The 19,934-nt window shown below is 56.5% G+C and carries 19 protein-coding genes, 1 tRNA gene and 1 pseudogene; 7 read left to right on the top strand and 14 right to left on the bottom strand.

Features of this window, described 5'->3' with window-relative positions:
• Positions 1-17: 17 nt before the first annotated feature.
• Entirely contained in the window at positions 18-1,775 is a 1,758-nt protein-coding gene (gene argS / locus GGQ73_RS17845) for an arginine--tRNA ligase (RefSeq protein ID WP_183897288.1), read from the bottom strand.
• Positions 1,776-1,859: 84 nt separating this feature from the next.
• Positions 1,860-3,077, bottom strand: coding sequence for a deoxyguanosinetriphosphate triphosphohydrolase (locus GGQ73_RS17840; protein WP_183897287.1), 1,218 nt, complete (start codon positions 3,075-3,077; stop codon positions 1,860-1,862).
• 193 nt (positions 3,078-3,270) lie between these two features.
• Here GGQ73_RS17840 and erpA point away from each other — a divergent pair, with 193 nt between their 5' ends.
• Positions 3,271-3,600, top strand: coding sequence for an iron-sulfur cluster insertion protein ErpA (erpA, locus tag GGQ73_RS17835; protein WP_174152816.1), 330 nt, complete (start codon positions 3,271-3,273; stop codon positions 3,598-3,600).
• Between the two features lie 93 nt (positions 3,601-3,693).
• Entirely contained in the window at positions 3,694-4,491 is a 798-nt protein-coding gene (gene xth, locus GGQ73_RS17830; protein ID WP_183897286.1) for an exodeoxyribonuclease III, read from the top strand.
• Between the two features lie 110 nt (positions 4,492-4,601).
• Here xth and exoR read toward each other — a convergent pair whose 3' ends face one another.
• From exoR to GGQ73_RS17805, 5 genes are all read right to left on the bottom strand, one after another.
• Positions 4,602-5,396, bottom strand: a complete 795-nt coding sequence (exoR, locus tag GGQ73_RS17825) for an exopolysaccharide production regulator ExoR (RefSeq protein WP_174152814.1) — start codon at positions 5,394-5,396, stop codon at positions 4,602-4,604.
• A 522-nt stretch (positions 5,397-5,918) separates the two neighbouring features.
• Entirely contained in the window at positions 5,919-7,187 is a 1,269-nt protein-coding gene (locus tag GGQ73_RS17820; RefSeq protein ID WP_174152812.1) for an OmpP1/FadL family transporter, read from the bottom strand.
• Between the two features lie 415 nt (positions 7,188-7,602).
• The gene (locus GGQ73_RS17815; protein ID WP_183897285.1) at positions 7,603-10,446 is read right to left on the bottom strand and encodes a valine--tRNA ligase; all 2,844 of its coding nucleotides are present in this window, start codon (positions 10,444-10,446) and stop codon (positions 7,603-7,605) included.
• A gap of 319 nt (positions 10,447-10,765) precedes the next feature.
• On the bottom strand, positions 10,766-11,674 hold the full coding sequence (locus tag GGQ73_RS17810) for a DUF2497 domain-containing protein (protein ID WP_183897284.1): 909 nt from the start codon (positions 11,672-11,674) through the stop codon (positions 10,766-10,768).
• 216 nt (positions 11,675-11,890) lie between these two features.
• Positions 11,891-12,562 (bottom strand): protein-L-isoaspartate O-methyltransferase family protein, encoded by a 672-nt coding sequence (locus GGQ73_RS17805; protein ID WP_183897283.1) that lies wholly within the window; start codon positions 12,560-12,562, stop codon positions 11,891-11,893.
• A 250-nt stretch (positions 12,563-12,812) separates the two neighbouring features.
• Between GGQ73_RS17805 and GGQ73_RS17800 the strand changes: the two genes are divergently transcribed.
• The 3 genes from GGQ73_RS17800 (at position 12,813) to GGQ73_RS17790 (ending at position 13,615) form a co-directional block, all read left to right on the top strand.
• Positions 12,813-12,965: a DUF3309 family protein gene (locus GGQ73_RS17800; protein WP_174152808.1), complete on the top strand. Its 153-nt coding sequence runs from the start codon at positions 12,813-12,815 to the stop codon at positions 12,963-12,965.
• 145 nt (positions 12,966-13,110) lie between these two features.
• Positions 13,111-13,184, top strand: a tRNA-Cys gene (locus GGQ73_RS17795).
• A 131-nt stretch (positions 13,185-13,315) separates the two neighbouring features.
• Positions 13,316-13,615, top strand: a complete 300-nt coding sequence (locus GGQ73_RS17790; protein WP_183897282.1) for a hypothetical protein — start codon at positions 13,316-13,318, stop codon at positions 13,613-13,615.
• Here GGQ73_RS17790 and GGQ73_RS17785 read toward each other — a convergent pair.
• The 4 genes from GGQ73_RS17785 to GGQ73_RS17770 form a co-directional block, all read right to left on the bottom strand.
• Positions 13,612-14,262, bottom strand: a complete 651-nt coding sequence (locus tag GGQ73_RS17785) for a hypothetical protein (protein ID WP_234911017.1) — start codon at positions 14,260-14,262, stop codon at positions 13,612-13,614. The two genes, GGQ73_RS17790 and GGQ73_RS17785, sit on opposite strands and share 4 nt — an antisense overlap.
• A gap of 80 nt (positions 14,263-14,342) precedes the next feature.
• Positions 14,343-14,699: a hypothetical protein gene (locus GGQ73_RS17780; RefSeq protein ID WP_183897280.1), complete on the bottom strand. Its 357-nt coding sequence runs from the start codon at positions 14,697-14,699 to the stop codon at positions 14,343-14,345.
• 2 nt (positions 14,700-14,701) lie between these two features.
• Positions 14,702-15,025 carry a cell wall anchor protein gene (locus GGQ73_RS17775; RefSeq protein ID WP_183897279.1) on the bottom strand — a complete coding sequence of 108 codons (324 nt, stop codon included), beginning with the start codon at positions 15,023-15,025 and terminating at the stop codon, positions 14,702-14,704.
• A gap of 26 nt (positions 15,026-15,051) precedes the next feature.
• Positions 15,052-15,756 (bottom strand): peptidoglycan recognition protein family protein, encoded by a 705-nt coding sequence (locus GGQ73_RS17770; protein WP_183897278.1) that lies wholly within the window; start codon positions 15,754-15,756, stop codon positions 15,052-15,054.
• A 12-nt stretch (positions 15,757-15,768) separates the two neighbouring features.
• On the opposite strand from GGQ73_RS17770, the gene GGQ73_RS17765 reads away from it, so the two are divergent.
• Positions 15,769-17,295, top strand: coding sequence for a hypothetical protein (locus tag GGQ73_RS17765; RefSeq protein WP_183897277.1), 1,527 nt, complete (start codon positions 15,769-15,771; stop codon positions 17,293-17,295).
• 62 nt (positions 17,296-17,357) lie between these two features.
• Here the strand turns inward: GGQ73_RS17765 and GGQ73_RS17760 are convergent, their stop codons facing one another.
• From GGQ73_RS17760 to GGQ73_RS17750, 3 genes are read right to left on the bottom strand one after another with little or no spacing between them, the layout of a single operon-like run.
• Positions 17,358-17,882 (bottom strand): hypothetical protein, encoded by a 525-nt coding sequence (locus GGQ73_RS17760; RefSeq protein WP_183897276.1) that lies wholly within the window; start codon positions 17,880-17,882, stop codon positions 17,358-17,360.
• Entirely contained in the window at positions 17,882-18,415 is a 534-nt protein-coding gene (locus GGQ73_RS17755; protein ID WP_183897275.1) for a DUF4376 domain-containing protein, read from the bottom strand. The genes GGQ73_RS17760 and GGQ73_RS17755 overlap by 1 nt, the downstream gene beginning before the upstream one ends.
• Positions 18,416-18,426: 11 nt before the next feature.
• A complete protein-coding gene (locus tag GGQ73_RS17750) occupies positions 18,427-19,608 on the bottom strand; it encodes a glycine-rich domain-containing protein (protein WP_183897362.1) in 1,182 nt (393 codons plus the stop codon).
• Between the two features lie 71 nt (positions 19,609-19,679).
• Between GGQ73_RS17750 and GGQ73_RS17745 the strand changes: the two are divergent.
• Positions 19,680-19,840: pseudogene (locus tag GGQ73_RS17745) on the top strand (IS5/IS1182 family transposase); the annotation flags it as partial.
• Positions 19,841-19,934: the final 94 nt, after the last annotated feature.

The raw sequence follows: 19,934 nt of genomic DNA, 5'->3' as shown, positions 1-19,934 counted from the left end.
CAAATAATGGTGAGATGTTATCGCATTTCGTCGGGTGCGTCTGCTCCTAAAAGCGTCAGTCCGGACTTCAGTACATTTGCGACAGCATTCACCAGCCCTAACCTGGCAACACTTAATTCTCGGTTTTTATCGTTAACAAAACGTAATCCTGTCTGATCTTTACCTTTATTCCAATGCCCATGGAAGGAACTTGCGAGATCATAGAGGTAGAACGCCAGCCTGTGCGGCTCGTGATTGAGCGCGATGGACTCGATCATGCGCGGATATTCCGCCAGTTTAGCAATCAGCTGCAATTCATTGATATCACTAATCAATGACGCACCGGACACCATGGCCTCGGAGGATATGTCAAGGTCTGGAAACGCCTCGTTTGCCTGCCTGAAAACGGACTTGCAGCGTGCGTGTGCATACTGCACATAAAACACGGGATTATCTTTGGATTGCTCGGTTACTTTAGCAAAATCGAAATCCAGAGGCTCCGAGCTCTTGCGATAGAGCATCATGAATCGCACCGGATCACGTCCGACCTCATCGACAACCTCGCGCAAAGTGACGAAATCGCCGGAGCGTTTGGACATTTTGACGGGCTCGCCATCACGAAAAAGTTTGACCAGCTGGCACAGAAGAACCGTCAGTTTGGACTTGCCCTCTGACACGGCCCGCGCAACCGCTTCCAGGCGCTTGACGTATCCGCCATGGTCGGCACCCAGTACATAGATCATCTCGCCGAAGCCACGGTCGTACTTGTCCTTGAAGTAGGCAACGTCTGCGGCAAAATAGGTGTATGACCCATCGGACTTGATCAGCGCCCGGTCCATGTCGTCACCGACTTCGGTCGAACGGAACAGCGTCTGCTCGCGATCTTCCCAGTCATCCGGCAACTCGCCCTTCGGCGGCGGCAACGTGCCCTTGTAGACATGGCCCTTGAAGGTCAGGTCGTTGATAGCGGACAGAATGGGGCCAGCATTGCCCGCATGCAGCGTGCGCTCCGAATAGAACACGTCATGCTTCACATTGAGCGCGGCGAGATCCTGACGGATCATCACCATCATCGCGTCGATGGCCTTGTCCTTGACGATCGGCAGCCATTGCTCTTCCGGCATGGCCCGCAGCTTGATACCGAATTCATCAACAAGCGCGTGGCCGAGCGGCACAAGGTAATCACCCGGATAAAGACCCGGCGGAATGGCGCCAACGTCTTCGCCCAGGGCTTCGCGGTAACGCAGGAAAACGGAGCGTGCGAGCACGTCGATCTGCGATCCGGCGTCGTTGATATAGTATTCCTTGATGACCTCGTAACCGGCAAACGAGAGAAGGTTCGCCAGCGTATCGCCCACCACCGCGCCCCGGCAATGGCCCACATGCATCGGCCCTGTCGGGTTGGCGGAGACGTATTCGACGTTCACCTTCTTGCCCGCACCGATGTTTGAGCGGCCGTAATCGACGCCGTTCGCGATCATGTCTGCCAGCAGGCGCTGCCAATAGGCAACTGAAACACGGATATTGATGAAGCCGGGACCTGCGACATTGACGCTATCGACGTCGTCGTCGCGTTCCAGCGCAGGCGCGATGAGTTCAGCCAGCGCGCGCGGATTGGTGCCGAGCGGCTTGGCCAGCACCATGGCAGCGTTGGTCGCAACATCGCCATGGGTGGGATCGCGCGGCGATTCCACGGTGATGCGGCCGAAGTCCACCGTATCGCGATGCGCCCTGACGAGCTCGATCGTCTCGAGCGCGTTTTTGATTCTGGTGTCGAAATCGGCAAAAATATTCATATCGTATACCTGCGCAAAAGGCTTGCATCTCAGTTCGGGCGTCCGGCTCATCAGCCGTTGATCAGGCCCGTATTTGCCCGCTGCCTACCGCAAATCGGGTGTATGGTCAAACAGGCGCTGGTGCGCTTTCAGTGCATAACTATCGGTCATCCCGGCCAGATAATCCCCGACATGACGCGCTTTCGCAGCCACGCTCATGCCCGGAATGCTGTCCACCCAGTAGTGGCTTTGCATTTCGGCTGGCGTCTCGATGTAGCGGTGAAACAGGTCGGTGATGATCTGTGTCGCCCCTGCCCTGATCCGCATGATATCGGCGTGACGATAGATATGCGCAAACAGCAATTTCTTGATCTGCCTGTCGGTTTCCGCCATCTCCGGCGAAAATGTCGCGACGGTGAAGCTTGCCGCGCGGATATCGGCAGCGCATGTCGGCTTGAGCTTCAGCAGATTGTGCTGGGCAACGCCGATCACGTCCTCGACCATGCGGGTAATCTGGCGGCGCATGATTTCATGGGCGAAGCGCTCGTCTTCGAGGTTTGGATATTTTGCCCGCACGTCCGCCATCAGACCGCTGAGGAAAGGCACCTCCTCCAGCATCTCGAATGTCAGATAGCCTGCACGCAGACCGTCATCGATGTCGTGCGTGTTGTAGGCGATATCGTCGGCGATGGCGGCAACCTGGGCTTCGAGGCTGGCGAAGGTGCCGATTTCCAGATCCTGCAATTGGCAATATTCCAGAATGGGCAGCGCCACGGGACCATGGCTATCCCTGGCGTTGTCACCGACCAGCGGACCGTTGTGCTTGACCAGCCCTTCCAAGGTTTCCCATGTCAGGTTGATACCATCATATTCGGCATATCGGCGTTCCAACTTGGTGACGATGCGAAGCGACTGGGCATTGTGGTCAAAGCCGCCATAGGGCTTCAACATGGCGTCCAGCGCGTCCTCGCCGGTGTGGCCAAACGGCGTATGGCCGAAATCATGAACCAGCGCCACGCCTTCCGCCAGATCTTCATCCAGCTTGAGCGCACGCGCCAGAGCGCGGGCAATCTGCGCCACCTCCACAGTGTGCGTCAGCCGGGTGCGATAATGATCTCCATCGGGACTGATGAAGACCTGCGTCTTGTGCTTCAGCCGCCGGAAAGCCGTGGTGTGAACGATGCGGTCACGGTCACGCTGAAATTCGGAGCGTGTGAGGCTGGAGGTCTCGGGAAACAACCGTCCACGCGTCGTCCATGGATCGGTGGCATAGACCGCCCGATCTCCGCTGCCAAAACCCAGTGCACGCTGATCGATTATCATTCTTTACCCTGCCGAACTCTAACACGCGGTCTTGCCATTGACCTTTTCCCTTACCCTTCATACCTATCCCGAAGGTTGCCGCAAAGCGTCATCGCCGCGCAACAAGGCTATAGACCGTTAATTTGACTGGTTTATAATCACGAAGACCAGAAAACACCGCTCTCCGGTTCTTGACCCCGGTTGGAGAAACACCATGACCACAGACATTACACTTTCAGAATCCGCCGCCAAGCGAATCGCCCAGATCGTTGCCTCCGAAGAGGGCAAGCAATCCCTGCGCGTGTCCGTGGAGGGCGGTGGCTGCTCCGGCTTTTCCTACAAGTTCGACCTCGATGGCGCCCCCACGGACGATGACCTTGTCATTTCGCGCGACAACGCCAAGGTGCTGATCGACAGCATGTCCGTCGTCTACATGGAGGGGTCTGAAATCGATTTCGTCGACAACCTGCTCGGCCAGTCCTTCCAGATCAAAAACCCCAATGCGGTCGCAAGCTGCGGCTGCGGCACCAGCTTTTCGGTCTGATCCAAGGTTCCCCCAAGCCTGTTGAAACTGTGAAAACGGGTGGCATTCGGCTGCGTATGGTTTAAACAAGCCATAGTGAAAATGGAATGTCCGATGAAGATTGCCACCTGGAACATCAACGGCGTCAAGGCGCGCATCGAAAACCTCTGCCAGTGGCTCAAGGATTCGAGCCCCGATATCGCCTGTCTTCAGGAAATCAAATCCGTCGATGAAAATTTTCCACGCCTCGACATCGAAGCGCTGGGCTACCACGTGGAAACCCACGGGCAAAAAGGCTTCAACGGCGTGGCGCTTCTGTCAAAGATGATGCCGGACGAGATCAATCGCGGACTGCCGGGCGACGATGCCGACGAACAGGCCCGTTTCATCGAAGGCGTCTTTTCGGTCAAGGGCGGGGCAATCCGGGTCTGCTCGCTTTACCTGCCGAATGGCAACCCGCCGGATGATCCGGTCAAATACCCTTACAAGCTGGCCTGGATGGAAAGACTGACCCGCTTTGCGCAGGAGCGTCTTCTTCTGGAAGAGCCGCTTATTCTCGCTGGCGACTACAACGTCATCCCCGAACCTTTCGACTGCTACGATCCGCGCGCCTGGGAAGGCGATGCGCTGTTCCTGCCGAAAACGCGCGCAGCCTTCCGTAAACTGGAAAATCTGGGCCTGACGGACGCCACACGTGCGACGACGGACGAGGCAGGCCTTTATACATTCTGGGATTATCAGGCAGGTGCATGGCCCAAGAACAACGGCATCCGCATCGATCACCTGATGCTATCCTGTGAAGCTGCCGACAAGCTGCAATCGGTGTCCATCGAAAAGCACGTTCGTGCCTGGGAAAAGCCGTCCGACCACGTACCGGTCTGCGGATATTTCGATTTTCAGCTGGCGTCATGACGGCCTGATGGGGTGACCCTCTTCACCCTCTCCCCGTCATCCCTCGGCTTGTCTGGAGGAGGACGACGCGACCCAGCCATGAATCCGATGACCGTGCAGGTCGATTGAAATCAGTCAGCGTCACCCAGGGCAATATTCTGCGCGAGCGAGATCGCAACACGTCTGTCTTCTTCTGCAGCAACCGAGAAGGCCTGTTCCTGCATGTTCTGTATCCACTTGCAGTTGGCGGCGGAACACTTGTCCAGCGCGGCCGTCATGAAAGCGAGCCCACGCACGGTCTGACCTTCCTGAAACAGGAGATTGCCGAAGATGGACATGGCACCGGCATGGCCGTGCTTACGCGCCTGGTTCAGCCACTTCTTGGCCTGCTGGGTGTCTGCGCGACCGCCCTCGCCTGCCAGTATCATCTGTGCAAGCTCGAACTGAGCTTCGGCCACACCGAATGTGGAGGCGACCTGGAAATAGAGCTGGCGGGCCTGTGACAGATCGGTCTTGACCGGGCTGCCAGGAATACCATGGCGATAATAATCGGCGAGCGAGAGAAGCGCGTTGACGAAGAAGCCGGTGTCCTCGGAGCCGGGCTCCACGCCCTGGCTGGCAATCTCGCTGTAAATCTTGAAGGCTTCGAAATCGTTTTTGGCAACACCGTCACCAAAGGCATACATATTCGCAAGCGCCCAGCGCGAGCCCGTATGACCTTTTTCCGCGGCATAGCGATAGGCCTCGACAGCATCGTCCTTCTTGCCGCTCTTGTACGACTTGAAACCGAATTTGAAGAGATCGAAAGGACCTGATTCCTTCGTCACACCCGAATTGATGTCGAAAGCTGCCGCCGGTATTGCCATCGATACGAGCAACACTCCCAGACATAGCGGCTTTAAAACGTTGATGTCACATTTCAGCATTTCAACGAACTTCTCTCACTCTTCCCGGCCTATAGCGAGTACTCAAACTTTACAGCAAAGACATTCCCGATGACTCCCGGGAATTCAGGACACGCTCGATGGTCCAGCCGCACTGTCCCACGTGCTGCCAGAGATCAAATGTGGTGCCAGATCCGTATTTTCATGCCAACGAATGTATCCGCCATTTTCGGCAATATCACGGCGTTTTACCGCCGTTCGGATTCCGTGATGGAAGCGCGCGAAGTCGAAATCCGCTTTTACGTCCTTAAACACTGAATCCAAACCCGTTTTCACGTCCACCAAACCTGCAGCGCCACCCTCGAAGCCTGCCTATTCTTTCATTCCCCGCGTCTCTCGAAAACAGACAAGCAACTTGTTTGTGGCGGGAAATGGACAAATACGTCCCCATTCTTACCCTACGTGAAGGTTGCATAAATATGTTGCCAAATCGTCACAATATTAGTGGACGGCAACAAAAAACCCGGCCTCGAAAGACCGGGTTCGTTTTTGTCTTAACCAGTATTAAAACTTTACTTTGACCGACGTGGAAACAGCGCTGACGAGATCGTTTCCGAAGTCGTAAGCGACGTCGTCACCGTAAGTCACACCGCCGCGCGTCACAGCACCGGAGCTGCCGCTTGTCAAAAGTCCGACAGCGCCCGCAACACGCCACTCGATATTTTCCGTGACGGCATAAGAAACACCGGCTCCAACGGTCCATGTATCGGTCTGTGATCCAACGCCGGTGCTCGTGCCACGATCCCAGGTCAGGCTCAGAGCACCCGACCACTGATCATTGAACTTGTGACCAACGCCGCCCGAAATCGTCCAGCCATCACGATAAAGCTGATCGAGAGAGGTGACACCGCCAGGGGGGCAAGGCAAGCCTGAAGAAGCAACCGGGCAGAAACCGATGGACTGGATCAGGCTCCAGTTCGTCCATTTGACAGATCCGAATGCGAGCCAATCGGGCGCAATCCCGCTCTGTACCTTGAGTTCCAGCGAGTCAGGGGCCTCCGCAGAGCCTACAACGCCGAAACGCCTCCCGAGGAATGGATTGGCAGGATTGGCAGCGGCCGGGACGTCCGTCAGATCGAGCGAACCTGAAAGATTGTCATACTTCACGCGACTGTTGTAAACGAGGCTTGCACGCAGCGCATATTCCGGAATCTCATACGCAACCCCGGCGCGCCAGCCGAGCGCTTCATCACTTATATCAAGACGGCCGACCCCATCGAAGACCGCCGATGCAGGACCGGTAATGGGTGCAACAAGTCTTGTCTTGAACGCCTCGATCTCCTGGTAAAAACCGCCACCAATAACGCGGAACTGGCCCGGGCCTGCATCGAATTTGTAGGAGCAGGTCAGACCGTAATTGTCGGTGCGGAGCTTTGTCTCAATATTGCTCTGAGCGCCGACCCATCCATTTCCCGGATCGAGATGAGCACCGAATGGCTGGGAATAATCGACAAGGCAATCGACCGGACCGTAGCCGCCCTTGAAACCGACATAGGGGATCGCATAGCTTTCGCTGTCGTCGGCAGTCGTCGTCCCGCCGCCGATACCATCCGTTCCGAGGCGGTCCCTGGGGTCCGTATCGCGCACATTCTTCAGCTTTCGCTGCGGCATCACATAGGTAACGCCGGATGAGAACGTGAATGGCGATGCGTCGAACAGCTGGTCGATATTGTAACCGCCGCGCTCCAGACCACCTGCAAAAGCAGGCGTGATCGACGTGATACCGATAGCAAGGCCCAAAACGCCCGTGATAAAATGATTATGTGTTGCCATCTCTCTCCCCAATCAAGGCAATGTGATGCGTCGAAAGTGCAATGCTTTGAAAGGAAACACAATCTACGGAGTAGGCGCAGGATTTTTTGCAGCGCAAAATAACTTGACGTAAGATGCTGACCGCAATGGGCTTGTTGTCCCAAACTGGTTTTTTTTTCCAAAAAAATGAACTCTACGCTATTTTCTTGGAATGAATTGGCGTGTGGCGACGCTACTGTAGCGAACCGACAACATCCACAATTTTCACATGCAAAAGCCGCGCTTTCGCCTCACTCTGTCGGCGCCGGAAAAATCTGGACATGCGGAACGCAGTTTTGGTGCAGGGATCCTGACAGCGTTGATTCTTGGCACTACATGCTCGAACAAAAAAGCGCCCCTGTTCAGGAGCGCTTTCTTTATCAGCCTATCGTCAGGCTCAGCCGGCTTCATTGACCCGTAAAAGGGCCGTTTTCAAGCTCTTGATCTGGACTTCAAGTTCGGCCTTGCGGTCGCGGTCCGCCGCAACAACGTCCGGGTCGGCATTGGAAACGAACTTCTCGTTCGACAGCTTCTTGTCGATCCGCTCCATTTCGCTCTCCGCCTTGCCGATAGCCTTTTCAAGTCTGGCTTTTTCTGCCGCGACATCGATGAGGTTGCCGAGAGGAATACAGACGGTCGCCTCGCCCAACACGAGCTGTGCCGAGCCCTTGGGCGCGACGTCCGCAGCCAGGATCTCATCAGCGCGGGCCAGACGACGGATCGCCGCCGAATGGCGGTCGAGACGCGTTTCCGTTGCCGGGCTTGCCGCGACAATGACCAGCGGTGCCATTGCGCCCGGCGGCACGTTCATTTCCGAGCGCGTCGATCGAATACCGGAGACAAGATCAATCAGCCAGTTGATTTCGGCTGCCGCCGCATCATCCCGGAACTGAGGTGCTGGCCAGTCCGTGTGGCACAGCAGATCGGCGCGGCTTTCGCCTTCGCCTGCCGAATGCGCCCACAGCTCTTCCGTCATGAACGGCATGAACGGATGCAGCAGCTTGTAGATCTCTTCCAGAACGTATGCCGCACAGGCCTGCGCTTCGATCTTGGCACCTTCGTCTTCACCGCTGAAGACAGGCTTCAGCAGTTCCAGATACCAGTCACAGACCTGGTTCCACACGAAGCGATAGAGCAGGCCCGCCGCATCGTTGAAACGATAGTTCTCGATGGCCGCCGTCACATCCCTGGCAGCGTCTGCCAGCTCTGTCAGAATCCAGCGGTTGATGGTCTGCGTCGTTGCTTCCGGAATGAAATGTGGATCACGCTTGACCCCGTTCATTTCGGCAAAACGCGTCGCATTCCACAGCTTGGTGCCGAAGTTGCGGTAACCGGCAATGCGCGCCGGGTCCAGCTTCACGTCACGCCCTTGCGCCGCCATGATGGCCAGCGTGAAGCGCAGCGCGTCGGCACCATATTCGTCGATCAGATCGAGCGGATCGATGACGTTGCCCTTCGACTTCGACATCTTCTGGCCGTTCTTGTCGCGAACCAGCGCATGGATGTAGATCGTGTGGAACGGCTCGACCGGATTACCCGCCTCGTCCTTCATGAAGTGCAGGCCCATCTGCATCATGCGCACCACCCAGAACGGAATGATGTCGAAGCCGGTGACCAGAACATTGGTCGGATAATACCGTGCAAGCTCCGGCGTCTTTTCCGGCCAGCCGAGCGTCGAGAACGGCCACAGGGCTGACGAGAACCACGTATCGAGAACGTCTTCGTCACGGGTCAGGATTTCGCCGGGTTTGAAGTTCTCCAGCTTCTCCTCAACCCAGGCCTTCCAGGGGCCTTCATGCGCAATATAGTGCTGGATAGCGGCCTGAAGCGCTTCTTCTTCGGTCTTTTCGACAAAAACCTGTCCATCGGGACCATACCATGCGGGAATTTGGTGACCCCACCACAGCTGGCGCGAGATGCACCATGGCTGGATGTTCTCCATCCACTGGAAGTAGGTGTTTTCCCAGTTTTTCGGTACGAAATTGGTGCGGCCTTCGCGAACGGATTCGATTGCGGGCTTGGCGAGTGTCTTGTTGTCCACCCACCATTGCTCGGTCATGCGCGGCTCGATCGGCACGCCACCACGGTCGCCATGCGGCACCATGTGCTTGTGCGGCTCGATCTTGTCGAGAAGGCCAGCCTCTTCGAAAATCTCGACGATGATCTTGCGGGCGGTAAAACGGTCCTGCCCTTCCAGACGATCCCACGCACCGTGCAGCGCCGCCGGATGATCGAGGCCTTCGAGGAAGTCCTCGTTGTCCTTGATGGTGACCGTCGCGTCGACATTGAGAATGTTGATGGCCCGTAGGCCCGCCCGCTTGCCGACTTCGAAGTCGTTGAAGTCATGCGCTGGCGTGATCTTGACGGCACCCGTGCCCGCCGACGGATCGGCATAGTCATCGGCAACGATGGGGATCTTGCGACCGACGATCGGCAGGATGGCGTGTTTGCCGACGATAGACTTGTATCGCTCGTCTTCCGGGTTCACCGCAATGCCGGTATCGCCCAGCATCGTTTCCGGGCGGGTCGTTGCAACGACGATATAATCGCGGGTTTCGAATTCGGTCGGCTGTCCACGATCATCCCATGCACATGGGTATTGATAGGTGACGCCGTCTTCCAGCGGATAACGGAAATGCCAGAGGTTCCCCTTCACTTCCAGCTGCTCGACTTCCATGTCGGAAATCGCCGTCAGCAGCTTGGGGTCCCAGTTCACAAGGCGCATGTCCTTGTAGATCAGGCCTTCCTTATAGAGCGTAACGAAGACTTCGAGAACGGCTTGTGACAACCCCTCGTCCATCGTGAAGCGCTCACGTGACCAGTCGCAAGATGCGCCGAGACGTTTCAACTGGTTGAAGATCAGCCCGCCCGACTCTTCCTTCCACTGCCAGACCTTCTCGATGAAAGCCTCACGGCCCATCTCTCGACGGCCCGGCAGCTGGTTTTCCATCAGCTTGCGCTCAACGACCATCTGGGTCGCGATACCGGCGTGGTCCATGCCCGGCTGCCACAACACGTCCTTGCCGCGCATGCGCTCGAACCGGACCATGATGTCCTGAAGCGTATTGTTGAGGGCGTGCCCCATATGCAGCGAGCCGGTCACGTTCGGCGGAGGAATCACGATTGTGAACGTTTCCGCGCCCGGCTTGGCGTTCGCACCGGCACGAAAGGCGTTGGCGTCATCCCAGGCTTTGGCGATTTTGGGTTCTACGGATGCGGAATCGTAGGTCTTTTCGAGCATTTACGGACCTGAATTTTAGAGTTCTGGAGCATGTCGCGCAGATTTGCAGCGCTTTTTGCGAAACGACATACGACACGACAGCAAATCTACAGTGCATCACGGATCCCGGGGATCGCAATGCGCCATATGTGTGATTTTTTAAATACGGATGGGCGGTGGAGAGTCAACAGCCTGTCGAGATTTCAATAGCAAAGCCTCACAATCAAAAAGATAAGATCGCAAAAAGGCGATGACCTCTCCCGCGTGATGCTCGGGCTGGATCAGAGCACCACGCGGGAGAGGTCGTCGGGCCATGCCGAAAATAATGAGACGTGAGAGGTTACCGGCGGGGGCCGCGAGCAACCCGCTCGATTTCCTCGCGCACCAGTCTTTCGACCAGCGTCGGAAGGTTGTCTTCCAGCCAATCCTGCAGCATCGGCCGCAGCATATCCTGCGCCATCTGCTCGACGGTCGGACGCTCCACGCCATCGAACATCTCGGCGAGTTCGCCAAACGAACGCTGGATCTGCGCACCGGCGGCAGCGGAAATCAAATTCAGGGACAGGCTGTTGTTCTCTGGCTTCTCGTCTGGCGAAACGGCAACGGGCTGCTCATCCACCACTTCGGGCAATACCGGTGCCGGACCTTCCGGTTCAACGGCGCCACGAAGCTCGATATTGTCCCAGACGGGTAAAGGCTGCGGCTCCTGGACGGCGGCCGGGCGATCAAAGAACGGCGCCGCCTGCGGCCGCGGAGCCACGGCGGCGGGCTGCGCGTTCATCAGGGGACGTATGTCAGCGGGGCGTGGAGCGGGCACATAACGTTCCGGCTGTGGCGCCGCCTGCGTAACCGCAGGTGCTGGCTCGGCAGGCCGTTGCTGGGCATAACCCTGCGGACCAAGTGTGGCGTTGCGGTCTGCGGCGGCCCTGACACGCGCTGCCACGTCTGCCAGCGACATGGTCTTTTCGGCCGACTCGCTGCCCGTCATCTCAGAGCGAACCATGTTCAGCGGCTCATGCTGCTGGCGCGCGCCAAAGCCCTGGTTGGCGGCGGGCGGAACGTGGGCGGGCGGGCTTGCAAGTTCTGCGGCGAATGAGGCGTTGTCGCTCTCCTCGTCCTCATCGTATACGGGGGGCAATGGCGCGCCGAAAGCATCAGCAGAGGCAGGCTCGTTGCTTTCGATGATGCGGCGAATGGATGCCAGAATTTCTTCCATGGATGGTTCGCGCGCGACGCTGGACTGAGCCATTGATATCCCCGATTTTCACGTTCAAAGACGGAATGGAGCAGACGATACGCGCTCCGAATCACCGTCAGTGTACGGCACTCGAAGGTAGAAATGAATCCATGCGAGGTCACTAAGTGGCTTGTTACACAGCTTTATTTCAAACCGTTAAGCGACAAAGAGAAAAGCCGGGCATTTGCGGGCCCGGCTTCCAGAAACATCCGCAAACACTCGATGTGATCAAAAAACGAACTCGCGCGTCTTTGCAAAGCCCGGCACCGGCTTGACCGACGCATTGAAGAACGTGGCAGATGACGTACCCTTGCCATCGCGGCGATAGACGGTCGCCTTGGCGGAATTGCCATAACCGACAACGGCAACCAGACGCCCACCGTCACGCAACTGCTCCAAAAGTGCAGCAGGCACATGCTCGACGGAACCGTTGATGAAAATCAGATCGTATGGCGCTTCAGCCTCGTGGCCCTTGTCGAGAGAGCCCGTGACGACTGCAACATTGTCATACCCCAGAGACGACAGTGTCGCGGTCGCCGTTGCGCTCAGTTCCTCGTCGGCCTCGAGCGAGACCACGGAGCCTGCCAGCAGCGACAGGAGCGCTGTCACGTAGCCGGTGCCACCGCCGATTTCGAGCACGACATCGTCCTTGGTAACCGCAGCCAACTGCAAGAGCTTCGCCAGTGGCGACGCCTTCATGATGTACCGCGCACCGGTGCCGTCCTTGGCCGGACAGATCTGCAAATCCTCATCCGCATAGGCGATTTTCTTGACGCCTGCGGGAACGAATGCTTCGCGCGGTACCGCTATGAATGCGTTTAAAACCGAATGCGATGTCACATCGGTCGTGCGCAACTGGCTATCCACCATCTTGGCGCGTGCGGTTTCAAAATCCATCATGTCGTGTTTGCCTCACATACAAAGCGCGCAAACGGGCCGAAAAGCCGAGCGCTATTTGACTACCGTCTTAATTGGCTGCGCCCCCGCTTTCAAGCTCAACCACACCAGACCCTATGGAAAAAGCGGTGTCGCCTGCCCGTGAGATGTTTTTCACGCGGCATCCGGTGGAGACCCGTCAAAAAACGGAACTTTTCATCTGACACATCATTGATAAGAGACTGTAAAAGCTCAACAACTGTCGGAGAGCACCATGCTCGGTACAATTCTCGTCGTCCTCCTCATCCTCTTCCTCATCGGCGCACTGCCGAACTGGGGCTTCCACAATTACGGTTATGGCCTGTCCGGCGGCCTCGGACTGGTGCTCGTCATCGTCCTTATTCTTGTTCTACTCGGTCGAATCTGACCCTGCCGAAAAGCCGCATCGGGTCATGATGAGCCATGCGGCTTTTTTTCCACAATACTTCTTCGGCTTTTTCCCACCTACCCTATTGCACGCAAAATGGATTCGTTCTAAATCCCCGCCATGGCGTGAGAAATCACCTCATTGAGGCCTCGTGGCGGAGTGGTGACGCAGAGGACTGCAAATCCTCGTACCCCGGTTCAATTCCGGGCGAGGCCTCCAACGATCTAAAACCCACTCCATAACAGGCTGAAATAGCTGTATAATTTTTCAGGTGTGGCAATCTGGACTTCAACCGTTCTGCCACACTAGAATCAGGTGTGGCACGCTGTTCCCAATTTAGTCCCAGCATTATGACCGAATACCAACGCAGATATCATTGGAAGCGCACATGGCCCGGAGAAAACGGGCTCGATGGCAAGCCGCTAGAAGACTACGTCTGCGTGATCGACGGGGAAAATACCGGACGCATATCGTACCAAGAGGCTGGGCCGATGAAAGGCAAGTGGCTTTGGAACGGTGGCCACTCGCGCAAGATCCGCGTCACCGTCATGCCACAGGGCGGATATGCGTCAAGCCGGTCAGAAGCCGTTAGGCTGGTCGAAGAGCATTATGATGCGCAGCGGGTGGCGGCGGGGTTGCCGCCGATCTAACCGCCCGTAGCTGCTCGACCGCGTTCGACCCTATCAAGGCGCTCACGCAGGTCTAGGATCACGTCTCTCGCGCCATAGACGCTTCCCTGCGCCTGCTTCTGGTCATCAATCTGGCGCTGCTGGTCAACAAAGCGCTGATCGTAATTCAGGAATACGCGGTCGAGTTCAGCACGTGGCACCTGGGCCTCGCGGATTTCCTTGATGGTTGATTCCATCCGTGTCCGATCTTCAGCGCCTCGGGCCTGCCGGTATTCCATCTCTTGCCGTGTAACCATGCGTTCAGTCATTGAAACAAGGCTCTGCTGGGTGCCTTCCGTCAACCGTGTTAGGGCTGTCTGCATCACCTCAGCGTTTTTGATGATTGCGGCATCAAGGCGAGATTGATCTTTGTTCAGGCTGTTGTAGAAAAACGCGCCGCCGGTCGCGAGAACCGTAAAGCAGACGCCAGCGGCCGCCCAGATAACCGGCCACTGCGTTTTGCTGTTGCTGCGCAGTTCGTTCGACAGCGTGCCAATGGCCGCGTTTACCGTTTGGAACCCGGTGTTCATGTTGGACCGGAGATCCACAATGTCCTTGCCCTGGTTCTCTACCCGCTCAGACAGGCGGGCATATTGGGCCATCGGGTCGAAGCCTGTGCCGTTGCTCATATCTTGGTTTCCTGCCATTGGCCCCGTAACCCTTTATGCCTGCGCTATGCGTAGGGGCGGCACTACACCGCCCCGTTTGATCACTTGCCCAAGGGCTTCTTTGCAGCCCAGCGGCCATAAAGCGCCAGCCCACCGCCGATGACCGGAGCAAGAGCAACGATCAGGTCAACGAGCTTGCCCTGCACGTCTTCTGGGAACGCATAGCCAAACACGCCAAGGAGACCGGCAGCCGCTGCCAGGATCGCGCCGAGTGTGACGCGGGACTGATACCAAGGCTCCGTATTCGTGATGTGGGCCACAACGGGCGCTGTAGAGCGTTCGACGGCATCAATGATGGTTCGGGCATCCGAAGCGGTCGCGCGCGTAGACGGGCTGTTGACGCCGGTCAGTACGCCCTCAGCAATCGCGGAAACGATGTTCTCTTTGTTCGTGGTCATGATCAGTTCTCCACCTTCTTGGCTTCGCGGATGGCGATGGTGATCGTGAGATAGGCGCTCGACGCAGCCACCAGCGTCGATGCGAGCGTGGCGCTGTCTTTGTTGACGCAGAGTGCCTGAAGGCTCTGATAGGCAACTTCGGCAGCCGCAGCAGTTTTTGGCTTGAGCCTGTCGGCAGCAATGAACGGCAGAAGCACGGCATAGGCAGTCTCGCCAGCAGAGCAAACCTGTGGGAGGTTCTGGCGGATACCTGTGTCGATCGATCCGGTAGACTGGCAAGCGGACAGGCCTATAGCCGCCGCTGATACGATGATCAGTGAACGCATGGTGGTTTCCTTTGATGTGGAGAGGGTCAGAGTTTCGCGAGGACTTCCGCGCGCAGTTTATCGCCGCAGGCGCGAGCGCCCTTCACGGACAGGTCGAACGCTAAGACGGTGAAATTCCATTTGCCGCGCTGGGTGATACCGAGATTGTGCTCTACCTCGGCATGAGAAAGCACGGTGCGATCCGTGACCTTGATCCCATACTTGCGGCAAAGCTCGGCAACGACGGTCGTCAGCTTGTCCCACTGCTCTTTCGTCATCGGGTATTTACCAGGCACAAACGGTTTTTCGACAGACCCGCCCATGCAGCACAGCGACACGCCGATAGAGCCGGTATTGCAATTGAGCGTATGGGCCGCGTAGCCCTTTTTGGCTGGCGCCTTGTTCAGCTTGATCGACGGAATACCGCGGACCAGTTTTCCATCGGCCTCGATCAGCATGTGGTAGTGACCCCGGTCAAACTCAGTTGCCTTATGCGTTCCGGCCGTCCAGTGGCAGATGATTCGGTCCATCTTGGCCGCAGGCATCCAGTCGGCAGGGACGACCGATTCCGTATCCGCAGATACCGGCGGCGCGGATGCGGGCTTGCTGCCGCCGCGACGCACGACAAGCTCGTCCAGAGCGCTGTTGACGGCAGAAAGTGTTTCGCCTCCCGGATCGCCGTCGGCGCCATATTTGGGAAGCGGAAAGCCAAGCGCGATCAAGCGCTGCTGTACGTCGCGTACAGTCGCCATGGTGTTCTCCTGATGTTTAAGAAAGTTGAACGTAGCCCCGCCTCGACTTTGGAGCTATTAAGATGCTTTCAATATAGCGGGGGATTTAAGTTGGATTTAAGTGCAGGTCGGGCGCCGGGCCATGAACGTTCACTCAGCGCATCGGAAATGATAGCAGTGCTCTACATCGCTCTGCCTGTCGTGGTGTTTTTTCTCGGCTTCCTCCGCCCTCAGTATGGATTCCCTTGCTTGATCGCACTGAGCTTTGTGCTCTTCAAAATCCTCCGAGAGGTGCGCCCTAACTTAGAACCTAAAAAGCTCAAGCAAGTCATGATCATGGCCACATTAGCCGCGCTTCTTTGTATTTTATCGGGCTATTCAAATTGGATTCTGCCTAAAGGTGATTGGACAAAGCACTATTCGCTGCTGAATATCCTTGCCACAAATCCTTGGCCACCCACCCTTGAATATCAAGATCAGCTGGGCATCTTGCGCTACTCCGTAGCATGGTACCTGATACCATCATTGGTTTCTAAGGCTACAGGGTTGTCAGTGGATACCGCTGTCCATTTATGGTCATTGATTGGCCTGACAACTTTCTTTTATATGTTGGGTAAAATGGCTCCGAGATGGCGATACCTGGCGCCGTCCATCTTCATTCTGTTCAGCGGCGCAGATATCATCGGAACTTGGTACTCCGGCTGGAAGATCAGCCCAGTGCATATAGAGTGGTGGAATGGTTTTGCTGAGTTGCCGTCAAACCTGACGTCACTTTTATGGACTCCCCAGCATGCGATAGCTTCATGGCTGGCGGTGTCGCTGATGATTTTCCAGATTAAACGAAGGGAAGGCCCCGATCTTCTACCCTTGGTGCTTTCCTGCCTTCCTCTATGGTCGCCATTTATCGTTATCGGCGTCCTACCCCTTGGGCTCGCCTACTACATTACCGAAAAGAAGATCATGACACTCTTCAGGCCTCAAGTCATTGCAACAGGGGTGTTTGTGGGGTTCCCAATACTAGCTTACCTGCTCTCTGGTTCAACCGAATTGCCGAGGTCGTTGGTTTGGCAATCGCCCTGCGTCATGGCGCACACTTTTCGTGATGCTCCCTGCGCTACCCCTACGTCTTACATAGTTCAGTCTGCCGTCGAGGTAGCTCCTGTAACAATCGGCCTTTTGATCATTTCAACTTCAGCATTCAGGCCGTACATTCTTGCAAGCGCATCTTTCCTCATATTGCTGCCTATCTTCAGGCTCGGGCAGTCGAATGACTTAGTTATGCGCTCATCCATTCCTTCACTTGCAATCCTATTTTTGTTATCAGCAGCAGCAATGTGTACTATTTCACCGAAAAAGACTTGGTTTCTATGGCTTACTTTTGTCGCAGGTTTTGCTACGCCGGCCTTCGAGATTTATGGATCAACTTTTTCGCAAAGCAGCTCTGACTACCGAGATGCAACATTCACTGATAGGCCTGAAATTCTCCCATACCTTGATCAGTATTTCGCAAAATCACTCCCGCCATTGATCAAAAAAACAACTCCAACAGCTTTAAACTAGATCATTTTTACGATTCAATCTCATGATCTAACGACGGTCGAACGACCGTCGCAGATAAGTAATCAGCCTTGCGGAAGTCCGGCAAAGATGAAGACGTTCACGCCAAGCGATTTGGGGGTAATCGGGATCGCCGTTGGAGAAGTCGTGCCAGTTTTGCCGGTGGCTTGTGCTGTCGTAACTTTCGGCTGTGGTATCTTAAGTGTGGTCAGCACGCCGCCAAGTATCTGCGAGATCACACCGGCGGACATTTCCGTGCCCAAAGAAGGTTTGTCATAGGTGTGGTCATGTTCAGGCATGTTGGCAGAGGTCAGCTTATACTCAGCTACGCCAGTCACTTTGCCGACCCTGACTCCACCGCCCGCCATGACGAACGCAAGGCCACGCACATCGAGCAACTTGAATTTCGCCGCTGTCGATCCAGCTAGGAACCATTCAGCAGCCCCGAACTTGATCACGAATGCCGGATATGATGCCCGATTGTACTCGGTCACGCCGTCTGGCTTGAGCCATCCAGGGCGAGCCTCATCATTGAGCGTGAAGCTCAGGGTGCCAAGCCGAGCAAGAGCGTTTGAGACAGGAACCTGCATCAGGGCCACCATTTGTTGTCTGTGAAGTCCGCCGGAATGGGTGACATTGCCTTGAGGGCAGCAGCCGCCAAGATGTGCTTACTGCCCCATGCCGCCGCCGTCATCGCGAACTCAACCATATCGGGCGCTGACATCGGCAGGGTCGTGTTGTCGGCAGCGATCCAATAGAAGTCATTGCTCGGGTCGAACCAGCGCAGGTCGCCATCCTGAGCGCCTTGGACGATCTTCACTGATGCGGCGGTTGCCATAGACCGGATATTGTCGAGATCGAATTGGCGGGCTTGGAAAAGCTTGCCGCTGTAAATGAACCCAACTGCAATCCTTTTGTCGCGCTCGATATCAACGTCGGCTTTGGTTGCGGACGCTGTAGGTTTCAGCGGAGGCGAGAAAACTCCATTGGCAAGTTGCCATCCAATCTGCGCTTCTTCGTTCTTGGTCCAAAGCTCGACATCCGGCCAATCCTTAGGGATAGTCCCGTCGAAAACAGCTCTATCCGTTACGACACCATCTGCGACCTTCACATAAATAGTCATGCGCATAATCCTCAAGCCGTGCAATATTCGGTTATGAACACAAGACCCGGAGCACCCGGGCCTCCGTTTACAGTGGCAGTTGATTGGAAGACGCCACCGGGACCCCCGCCGGAGCCATACCCCTGCCCAGCTTGGCCCACTGAACCAACGTTGTGCCGCCCACCCGACCCAAATCTTCCACTTCCACCAGATCCGCTGTTAACACGCGTCACAGCGCCCCCGGAGCCAACGACAGTGTTTCCACCTGTTCCCGATTGGCCGGGGACCCGCAAATCTCCGACTCCGCCTGCTCCGCCAAATGCCCCCGGGCCGGTACTGCCTGCACCAGTTGCGGCTCCACCACCGTTACCACCTATTGCCATGACGAGGCTTCCTAGAGACGTATTACCCCCATTTGCTCCGGCCAACCCTCCCGCTCCAATCGTCACAGGTTGACTTGGTGATAAATCAGCTTTGGATTTTAAGGCCATCGAGTATTCGCCAGCCCCACCTCCTGTTCCGATTGTGAGGTCTGTTGAATTGTTTACTGCTGCGCCTCCGCCGCCTCCGCCTCCGACTGCCTCAATAACTGCGAAAACGAGGTTTGCATCGGGTACGTACGTTCCAGACGCGGTAATCAAGCGGAACTTAACAACCTGAATAGCACCAGATAGACCGAGCACTCCCTTCATGGCGCTAGTGTCCGCGCTCGCAAGAATATCTCTTGCCTTAGCCGTAAGATCAGTCGTGGCATAGCTGTTTGCCGCGTTCTGATATAGCAGCTTGTTTGCCGCGCCCCCGAGTGCCAAGAGGGATCGGGCAAGCGCGGGAAAGTCGGCAAGCGCCCCAGTGTTCCCCGAGGCGAAATACGGCAGCTTGTTTGCGGCGGGTGTGAGAGCCGCCAGAGCGGCCAGCGTCGGCTTGTCGAGGCGCGCAAGGTATTCGGCCAATCTCTGCGTATTGAGGATCGTCTGCTGGCCGTTGCTGGTGTCGTAGGTCAGCCAGTAGGACTTGCCGCTCGCAGATGGACCCGCCCACGGGACAGCCAACTCCAATTCGATGTCGCTGACAATCGTTGTAGCCGGTGCAGAGAGGCCATCGACGCCAAGAACGCCCGGAACAATGCCACTCGTCAGCCAGCCTGTCCCGGTTCCGGTCACGGTGGTGCTGCCAGCGGTCACGGTTACCGTGCCCTGTGTGTAGGGTGTGGTCATGTTGGGTTATCCCTTTTTCAGGTGCCATTCGGAACATTCTTGAAAATGAAACACCCGAATTGCTGCACCGTGTAGCCGCCGATCCTGATCTGAAGTGGCTTTCGATCGATGCGACCGTGATTCGGGCGCAGGCCCAAGCTGCTGGTGGCCGACGAAAAAGGGGGGCTCGCAAGCCCAGGCTCTCGGTCGCTCCCGCGGTGGATTTGGCAGTAAAATCCATGCGGTAGTTGATGTTCAGTCCCGGCATTTGATGGATCGGATTTAGGATGAAACGATTTGGCTCGATTGTCCATCGTTTGCAGATGAACTCGTATGGCGTGAGGCCC

Origin of the sequence: Rhizobium skierniewicense, from assembly GCF_014196515.1 — a bacterium.
In the GTDB taxonomy this organism is placed as follows: domain Bacteria; phylum Pseudomonadota; class Alphaproteobacteria; order Rhizobiales; family Rhizobiaceae; genus Agrobacterium; species Agrobacterium skierniewicense.
Note: the sequence above shows the minus strand (reverse complement) of the source record. Positions and strands in the feature narration are given on the sequence as shown.

Coding starts and splice junctions, on each gene's coding strand:
- exoR (WP_174152814.1), bottom strand. CDS start 5,396: ATGCTGAAATGTGACATCAACGTTTTAAAGCCGCTATGTCTGGGAGTG.
- GGQ73_RS17760 (WP_183897276.1), bottom strand. CDS start 17,882: ATGCAGGTTCCTGTCTCAAACGCTCTTGCTCGGCTTGGCACCCTGAGC.
- GGQ73_RS17815 (WP_183897285.1), bottom strand. CDS start 10,446: ATGCTCGAAAAGACCTACGATTCCGCATCCGTAGAACCCAAAATCGCC.
- GGQ73_RS17765 (WP_183897277.1), top strand. CDS start 15,769: ATGTTTAAGAAAGTTGAACGTAGCCCCGCCTCGACTTTGGAGCTATTA.
- GGQ73_RS17780 (WP_183897280.1), bottom strand. CDS start 14,699: ATGACCACGAACAAAGAGAACATCGTTTCCGCGATTGCTGAGGGCGTA.
- argS (WP_183897288.1), bottom strand. CDS start 1,775: ATGAATATTTTTGCCGATTTCGACACCAGAATCAAAAACGCGCTCGAG.
- GGQ73_RS17750 (WP_183897362.1), bottom strand. CDS start 19,608: ATGACCACACCCTACACACAGGGCACGGTAACCGTGACCGCTGGCAGC.
- GGQ73_RS17775 (WP_183897279.1), bottom strand. CDS start 15,025: ATGCGTTCACTGATCATCGTATCAGCGGCGGCTATAGGCCTGTCCGCT.
- GGQ73_RS17800 (WP_174152808.1), top strand. CDS start 12,813: ATGCTCGGTACAATTCTCGTCGTCCTCCTCATCCTCTTCCTCATCGGC.
- GGQ73_RS17755 (WP_183897275.1), bottom strand. CDS start 18,415: ATGACTATTTATGTGAAGGTCGCAGATGGTGTCGTAACGGATAGAGCT.
- GGQ73_RS17840 (WP_183897287.1), bottom strand. CDS start 3,077: ATGATAATCGATCAGCGTGCACTGGGTTTTGGCAGCGGAGATCGGGCG.
- GGQ73_RS17770 (WP_183897278.1), bottom strand. CDS start 15,756: ATGGCGACTGTACGCGACGTACAGCAGCGCTTGATCGCGCTTGGCTTT.
- GGQ73_RS17785 (WP_234911017.1), bottom strand. CDS start 14,262: ATGAGCAACGGCACAGGCTTCGACCCGATGGCCCAATATGCCCGCCTG.
- GGQ73_RS17810 (WP_183897284.1), bottom strand. CDS start 11,674: ATGGCTCAGTCCAGCGTCGCGCGCGAACCATCCATGGAAGAAATTCTG.
- GGQ73_RS17805 (WP_183897283.1), bottom strand. CDS start 12,562: ATGATGGATTTTGAAACCGCACGCGCCAAGATGGTGGATAGCCAGTTG.
- GGQ73_RS17820 (WP_174152812.1), bottom strand. CDS start 7,187: ATGGCAACACATAATCATTTTATCACGGGCGTTTTGGGCCTTGCTATC.
- xth (WP_183897286.1), top strand. CDS start 3,694: ATGAAGATTGCCACCTGGAACATCAACGGCGTCAAGGCGCGCATCGAA.
- erpA (WP_174152816.1), top strand. CDS start 3,271: ATGACCACAGACATTACACTTTCAGAATCCGCCGCCAAGCGAATCGCC.
- GGQ73_RS17790 (WP_183897282.1), top strand. CDS start 13,316: ATGACCGAATACCAACGCAGATATCATTGGAAGCGCACATGGCCCGGA.